Here is a 6,967-nt window from a genome sequence, read left to right on the forward strand (position 1 = left end):
TTTTCAGGCGGTTTCCGGTCTTCCGGATCTTCTTCCCATATTCCGCCGTGGAACAGGGGCCGGTTCGCCGTGAATAATCTCCGGCTCCGCCTTCTTTTCTACAGCGTCCTTGGTGATGACGCATTCTTTTGTCGTATTGTCCGACGGGATCTCATACATCAGATCCATCATCGTATCTTCCATGATTGCGCGGAGACCTCTGGCGCCTGTTTTCCGCTCCAGGGATTTCTTTGCAATCGCTTCGAGTGCATCTTCTTTGAAGTCAAGCTGTACGCCGTCCAGCTCAAACAGCTTCTTGTACTGTTTGACCAGAGAATTCTTCGGCTCAACCAGAATCTTCATCAGGGCCGTCTCATCCAGAGAATTTAACGTAACGACAATCGGCACACGTCCGACAAACTCCGGAATCAGGCCGAACTTGGTCAGATCCTGCGGCATGACCTGACGGAGCAGATCTCCGACATTCTCATCTTTTGCATGGCCGATCGGATTGTTGAATCCGATGGATTTCGTATCCTGTCTCGTCTCGATGATCTTCTCGAGTCCTTCGAATGCACCGCCGCAGATAAAGAGGATATTCGTCGTATCAATCTGAATAAACTCCTGATGCGGATGCTTTCTTCCGCCCTGCGGCGGAACGGAAGCTACAGTTCCCTCCAGGATTTTCAGCAGTGCCTGCTGTACACCCTCGCCGGAAACATCTCGTGTGATCGAAGCGTTTTCGGATTTTCTTGTGATTTTATCGATCTCATCGATGTAGATGATGCCGTGCTCAGCGCGCTCGATATCATAGTCTGCTGCCTGAATGAGGCGGAGCAGAATGTTTTCTACGTCCTCGCCGACATAACCTGCCTCGGTGAGCGCCGTTGCGTCTGCAATTGCAAACGGAACGTTGATCAGTTTGGCCAGTGTCTGTGCCAGATACGTTTTTCCGGAACCGGTCGGTCCGAGCATCAGAATGTTGCTCTTCTGCAGTTCGATGTCGGAGGATGCACCGGAAAGCACTCGTTTGTAATGGTTGTAAACAGCAACGGAGAGCACTTTTTTCGCCTCATCCTGTCCGATTACGTAGTCATCCAGAAATGCTTTGATTTCCTTTGGTTTGATCAGGTTGATCTCGTCGGTATCCTGCTCGCCGTACAGATCCTCAAATTCTTCCTGAATGATCTCCGAGCAGATTGCCACGCAGTCATCACAGATGTATGCCCCGTCCGGGCCTGCGATCAGCTTGCGTACCTGGTCTTCTGTCTTTCCGCAGAAAGAGCAGCGGATCTTGGTATCATTCCCTTTTATAGCCATCGTTTTCTTCCTTTCAACATATTACAACTAAACCTTATCGCCGGATAAGGCAAAAGGTGCCACAAAAGCCTCATTGCCGGAACTACGCTTTTGGACACCTTTCCTCTCTTATCGGTTCGTAATTACATTATCAATCAGACCGTATGCTTTTGCTTCCTCTGCGGACATGTAGTTGTCACGCTCGGTATCGATCTCAATCTGTTCCAGCGGTTTTCCTGTATTTGCCGCCAGAATTTCATTTAATTTCCGTTTGGTTTTCAGAATCTGTTCTGCAACGATTTTGATCTCGGTTGCCTGACCCTGTGCACCGCCGGATGGCTGATGAATCATGATTTCAGAGTTTGGCAGAGCCATTCTCTTTCCTTTGGTACCGCCGGCAAGAAGGAATGCTCCCATGCTGGCAGCCATACCGATACAGATCGTGGATACATCACATTTGATGTACTGCATCGTATCATAGATAGCAAGTCCTGCGCTTACAGAACCTCCCGGGCTGTTGATATACATGTGGATATCTTTTCCCGGATCTTCAGACTCCAGGAACAGAAGCTGTGCAACGATCAGGTTTGCCGATACGTCAGTGACTTCCTCTCCCAGAAAAATAATACGGTCGTTCAGCAGTCTTGAATAAATATCGTAACTTCTCTCTCCCCTGCTTGTCTGCTCGATGACATAAGGTACAAAACTCATTCAATTGCCTCTCTTTCCGAGGTCTTACGCCTCTTTTGCGCTGTCGGCCATGAGAGTTACTGCTTCCTGAACAGCGAGATCTTTCTTCATCTGCTCTTTCTCATATTCGCCAACGAGCTCTTTGAATTTATCCAGCTCCATTTTGTACATTTCAGCCATTTTAGCCAGCTCTTCGTCCAGCTTCTCATCGCTGATCTGGATGTTCTCTGCTTCTGCAACTTTCTCAAGTACCAGTCTGCTCTCGATTCTCTTAACAGCCTGCGGTTTCATCTGCTCTTTTAAGGAATCAACGGTAGCGCCTGTAAACTGCATGTACTGCTCCATGGACAGACCCTGGGACTGGATTCTTCTTGCGAAATCGTCAACCATGTTCTCTACCTGCGTATCGATCATAGCTTCCGGAATCTCCATTGTTGCGTTCTCTACTGCTTTATCTACGACAGCGTTCTCTTTTTCTGTCTTAGCCTGCTCTTCTTTTTTCTTGGTCAGGTTGTCTTTGATTTCTTTTTTGTACTCATCCAGAGTATCGAACTCGGAAACGTCTTTTGCGAAGTCGTCATCAAGTGCCGGAAGCTCTTTTGCTTCGATTTTGTGGATGGTGCATTTGAATACTGCTGCTTTTCCAGCAAGCTCTTCTGCCTGATAATCCTCTGGGAAAGTAACGTTTACTTCCTTCTCCTCTTCCAGAGCTGCGCCAACGAGCTGCTCTTCGAATCCCGGAATGAAGGAATGGGAGCCAAGGGTCAGCGGATAATCTTTTCCAGCGCCGCCGTCGAACGGAACGCCGTCTACAGAACCTTCGAAGTCAAGTGTAACGGTATCTCCGTCTGCTGCCGGACGATCCTCTACATTGATGGTTCTTGCATTTTTCTCCTGCTCTTTTTTCAGCTCAGCTTCTACTTCTTCATCTGTAACGGTTGTGTCAGCTTTTGCTACTTCCAGACCTTTGTACTCGCCAAGGGTAACTTCCGGTTTTACTGCTACAGTTGCGGTAAAGATGAAAGCTTTGCCTTTTTCGATCTGCTCTACGTTGATCTCCGGACGGGATACGATGTCCAGTTTGCTCTCTTCTGCTGCTTTGGAATACTCTTCCGGAACAAGGCTGTTTACAGCATCCTCATAGAATACTGCCGGGCCATACATTTTTTCTACCATAGCTCTCGGAACTTTTCCTTTACGGAAGCCCGGAACGCTGATGTTCTTTTTCTGTTTCTGGTAAGCTTTCTCCAGTGCTTTCTCTAATTCTTCAGCCGGAACCTCAATGGTAAGTTTGGCCATATTCTTTTCTAAATTTTCGACCTGTACACTCATTTTATCAATTTCCTCCTTGATTTATCTGAAAAGCGGCAGAAAACCTGCACACCTCTCCATTCTACAGTCATTTATCGAGTATAGCATACTCTTTTCAAAAACGCCAGTGATTTTTTTATATTTCTGTGGTTTTTAGGCTTTTTTTTAGCAATGAAATACGATTTTTTCCGCCATTTCTTTTGCTTTGTCCTCTCCCTGCAGAACACGGATCAGCTCCAGTGCGAAGTCAGTGGCTGCTCCCATGCCGCGGCCGGTGGTCACATTTTTGTCGGTGACTGCCGGTACATCGAGTACGTTTGCGCCTGCCAGCTTTTCTTCAAATCCCGGGAAGCAGACAGCGTTTTTATCTTTTAAGATGCCCATCACACCCAGGATGCTCGGCGCTGCGCAGATGGCTGCCAGTTTCTTTCCCTGATCGTCATAGGAACGGATCAGCGCTGCGAGCGTCTCGTTTCCGGCCAGATTTAATGTACCCGGCATTCCGCCCGGAAGTACCAGCATGTCTCCGTCATCAAACTCTCCCTCTTCGATGGTTTCATCTGCAAGAATGGTGATTTTGTGGGATCCTGTTACTTCTTTTCTTCCCATAATAGAAACGGTGCATACGTCTTCTCCGGCTCTGCGCAGCAGATCCACCGGGGTCAGTGCCTCAATCTCTTCACATCCGTCTGCCAGAAATACATAAATCTTTGCCATGGTTTTGTCCTCCTGTGTTGTATGATCAGTCTCGTGTGTTTTGTCACGTGATATTCTCTGCTTTTCTTTGTAACAAACCGCCGCTATTATACCACATTTTTCCGCAGAATGCTTGCATTTCATAAAAATTTCAGGACTTTTTTCGCAAAAAGCCGGATTTCGCTTAACATCACGGGAAAAGCATGGTAAACTCTTGAAAAAAGCAGTGATGCAATCACGAGAAGGAGTCTCTTTTATGGAAATCGAACGCAAATACCTTCTGGATCAGCTTCCGGAAAATCTTACAAGCTATCCATGTAAAAAAATCGAGCAGGGCTATCTTTCCACCGAACCGGTTGTCCGCATCCGCCGCTCTGACGACGAATATTATCTGACCTACAAGTCAAAAGGGCTGATGGTGCGTGAAGAGTATAATCTTCCGCTCACAAAGGAATCCTACCTGCATCTGCGGGAAAAGGCAGACGGCGTTCTCATCTCAAAAACACGCTATCTGCTGCCGCTTACCGGAACGGATCTGACGATCGAGCTCGATGTCTTTGATGCGCCGTATGAAGGCCTTTACCTCGCAGAGGTGGAGTTTCCGGACGAAGCATCCGCAAACGCCTTTGTTCCTCCGGTATGGTTTGGAAAGGATGTAACCTATTCTTCCGATTATCACAACAGTACGCTCAGTAAAGGAAAAAAACTATAAATTACCAGAAAAAATCCCGGTGCCTTTTCCACGGCTGCCGGGATTTTTCCGCTCGTTTGTTTTTTTACTCTTTTTTGTGCTTGCTTTTTGCTTGTTTTGGTTTGTTTTTTTGTGCATACATTCTTTATTTTGCTGCTTTCACATTAGCGTCATTCTGTCAAAGCGGCGGTGCTGCTCCTTCTAATCCACTTCCTTTGATTTCCAGATGCAGGCTCGTGTTGCATCAATAACAGCACTTCTCAGTTTCTCCCGCTCCAGTACGGCAACCGCTTCGATGGTGGTTCCGCCTGGCGAGCAGACCATGTCTTTTAATTCTCCCGGGTGCATTCCTGTCTCGAGAAGCATTTTGGCGCTTCCAAGGACAGACTGTGCAGCAAATTCATATGCCTGTTTTCTCGGCATTCCTTCGGCTACGGCCGCATCTGCAAGAGCCTCCAGGAAAAGAAATACGTACGCCGGCGAGCTTCCGCTGACACCTGTGACGGTATCCATCAGATACTCCGGAACAACTTCTGCGCGGCCAAAGCTTTTCAGGAGGGTTAAAACGAGCTGCAGCTCTTCCTCCGTCACGAGATCATTGGCACAGACGCCGGTCATTCCTTCTCCGACGAGTGCTGGTGTGTTTGGCATGGTGCGAATTAACTTTGTTGGTTTTCCGATTTCTGTACCCAGCCATTGTAAAGACTTACCGGGAAGAATCGATACGATAATCTTCTCGGGTGAGATGAAGTTTTTGACGAGGTTTATTATATTTTTTATTTGGTTTGGCTTTACTGCCAGGAATACAAGATCGGATCCGGCTACGACCGCTTCGTTATCCATAGTCGCCTGGACTCCAAACTGGTTGGTCAAGCGTTCCACACTTTTCTCCGTGCGGACCGATACCAGAATGTCATCTGCAGATACAACTCCTTTTTGGATCATTCCGCCAATCATGGCACTCGCCATGTTGCCGCCGCCGATAAAACCTACTTTCATGTCTGTTCGCCTCCGCATGCCTGTGTTGTAAAAAATATATGCGACACCCATAGTATGCAACAAAATTTACTTTTTTGCAATACTTTTTCTCTATTTTTCTGCTTTTCTTTTACAATTTTCTTTATTTTTTTCGAATAAAATGTCGCTGTTTGTCGACGAATGTCGAAAAGTGTCTTTTTCTGTCTTTTTTTGCTTTTCTATTCCGCCGGAATCAGCCTTTGGCGGCGGCCTCTTCGGCGTATTTTGTTGTCACGAGTGTCTTGTACGGTGCCTTTTTCTCCAGCTCTCCCGCCTGCTCCAGAATTTCCTGCAGAAGATCAAAACTTTCTTCCTCAAAGATCAGATTTTCTTTCCACGTATCCTGCTCATAGTAGCGGCGCACGATCGCGGTGATGGTTTCCAGCTCGGTTTCTGCAAACTGCGGCGCAATCACTTCTGCAATCTCCTCCGGTGTGTGCGTCTGCACGAAGTCCATTCCCTTCTGCAGTGCCTTCGTGAATTTTTCTACGGTTGCGCCGTGCATTTTCAGATAACTCTGTTTGACGCTGTACGACGTATACGGCACATACCCGGATTCCGTTCCGACCGATGCCACGACATAGCCGTCGCCCTTCTGCTCGAGCAGTGTCGCGGACGGTTCAAATTCAATCGTATAATCCCCCTGTCCGCCGGAGAACGCGGCAGCTGTGGAACCAAAATCGATGCTCTGGTTGATGTTTACGTCTTTTTTATCAATCCCTTTCTGCGCCAGAACATACTCAAAGACCATTTCCGGCATACCGCCTTTTCTTCCCCCTAATACCTCTTTGTTTTTCAATTTTTCCCAGGTAAACGAATTGTCTTTCTCTCTTCCCACAACAAAGTTTCCCGCCCGCTGCGTCAGCTGCGCGAAGTTCACAACCGGGTCTGCGGTTCCCTCGAGGTACGCGTAGACGGTTGCCTCCGCCCCCATAAACCCGATATCCGCCTCGCCGGAAATCATCGCCGTCAGCACTTTATCTGCACCAAATCCTGTTATCAGCGTCAGATCAATGCCCTCGTCCGCGAAATACCCCTCCTCAATTGCCACGTACTGCGGGGCGTAAAAAATGGAGTGGGCAACCTCATTTAATGTCACCTGCTCCACTTTTTCTTTTGTCTCATCTTTTGCCCCGCATCCCGCCAGCGTCACTACCGCCATTGCCAGTACAAGCGCACCTGTCAGCCATTTTCTTTTCATCAACAGATTCTCCTGTTTTTTCATTCTAACCTATAAATGAGCAAATTTGAAAAATTGCACAAAACTACACTGCGAATTTCATA

At 47.6% G+C, this 6,967-nt stretch carries 7 protein-coding genes; 1 reads left to right on the forward strand and 6 read right to left on the reverse strand.

Annotation, left to right across the window (positions count from 1 at the left end; genetic code table 11):
* Positions 1-3 precede the first annotated feature (3 nt).
* The 4 genes from clpX to DWX26_RS13580 form a co-directional block, all read right to left on the reverse strand.
* Positions 4-1,299, reverse strand: a complete 1,296-nt coding sequence (gene clpX, locus DWX26_RS13565; RefSeq protein WP_117509624.1) for an ATP-dependent Clp protease ATP-binding subunit ClpX — start codon at positions 1,297-1,299, stop codon at positions 4-6.
* 108 nt (positions 1,300-1,407) lie between these two features.
* Positions 1,408-1,989 (reverse strand): ATP-dependent Clp endopeptidase proteolytic subunit ClpP, encoded by a 582-nt coding sequence (gene clpP, locus DWX26_RS13570; RefSeq protein WP_022461349.1) that lies wholly within the window; start codon positions 1,987-1,989, stop codon positions 1,408-1,410.
* A 24-nt stretch (positions 1,990-2,013) separates the two neighbouring features.
* Complete coding sequence (tig, locus tag DWX26_RS13575; RefSeq protein ID WP_022461348.1) at positions 2,014-3,300, reverse strand: trigger factor; 1,287 nt, start codon at positions 3,298-3,300, stop codon at positions 2,014-2,016.
* A 144-nt stretch (positions 3,301-3,444) separates the two neighbouring features.
* Positions 3,445-3,996, reverse strand: coding sequence for a DJ-1 family glyoxalase III (locus tag DWX26_RS13580; RefSeq protein WP_055219893.1), 552 nt, complete (start codon positions 3,994-3,996; stop codon positions 3,445-3,447).
* Between the two features lie 235 nt (positions 3,997-4,231).
* On the opposite strand from DWX26_RS13580, the gene DWX26_RS13585 reads away from it, so the two are divergent.
* Entirely contained in the window at positions 4,232-4,687 is a 456-nt protein-coding gene (locus DWX26_RS13585) for a CYTH domain-containing protein (RefSeq protein WP_022461346.1), read from the forward strand.
* 180 nt (positions 4,688-4,867) lie between these two features.
* Here the strand turns inward: DWX26_RS13585 and proC are convergent, their stop codons facing one another.
* Both proC and DWX26_RS13595 read right to left on the reverse strand, forming a co-directional pair.
* Positions 4,868-5,665, reverse strand: a complete 798-nt coding sequence (gene proC, locus DWX26_RS13590; protein WP_118601616.1) for a pyrroline-5-carboxylate reductase — start codon at positions 5,663-5,665, stop codon at positions 4,868-4,870.
* A 211-nt stretch (positions 5,666-5,876) separates the two neighbouring features.
* On the reverse strand, positions 5,877-6,884 hold the full coding sequence (locus DWX26_RS13595) for an ABC transporter substrate-binding protein (protein WP_118601617.1): 1,008 nt from the start codon (positions 6,882-6,884) through the stop codon (positions 5,877-5,879).
* Positions 6,885-6,967 lie beyond the last annotated feature (83 nt).

Source organism: Blautia sp. AF19-1, assembly GCF_003479155.1.
Classification (GTDB): domain Bacteria; phylum Bacillota; class Clostridia; order Lachnospirales; family Lachnospiraceae; genus Fusicatenibacter; species Fusicatenibacter saccharivorans.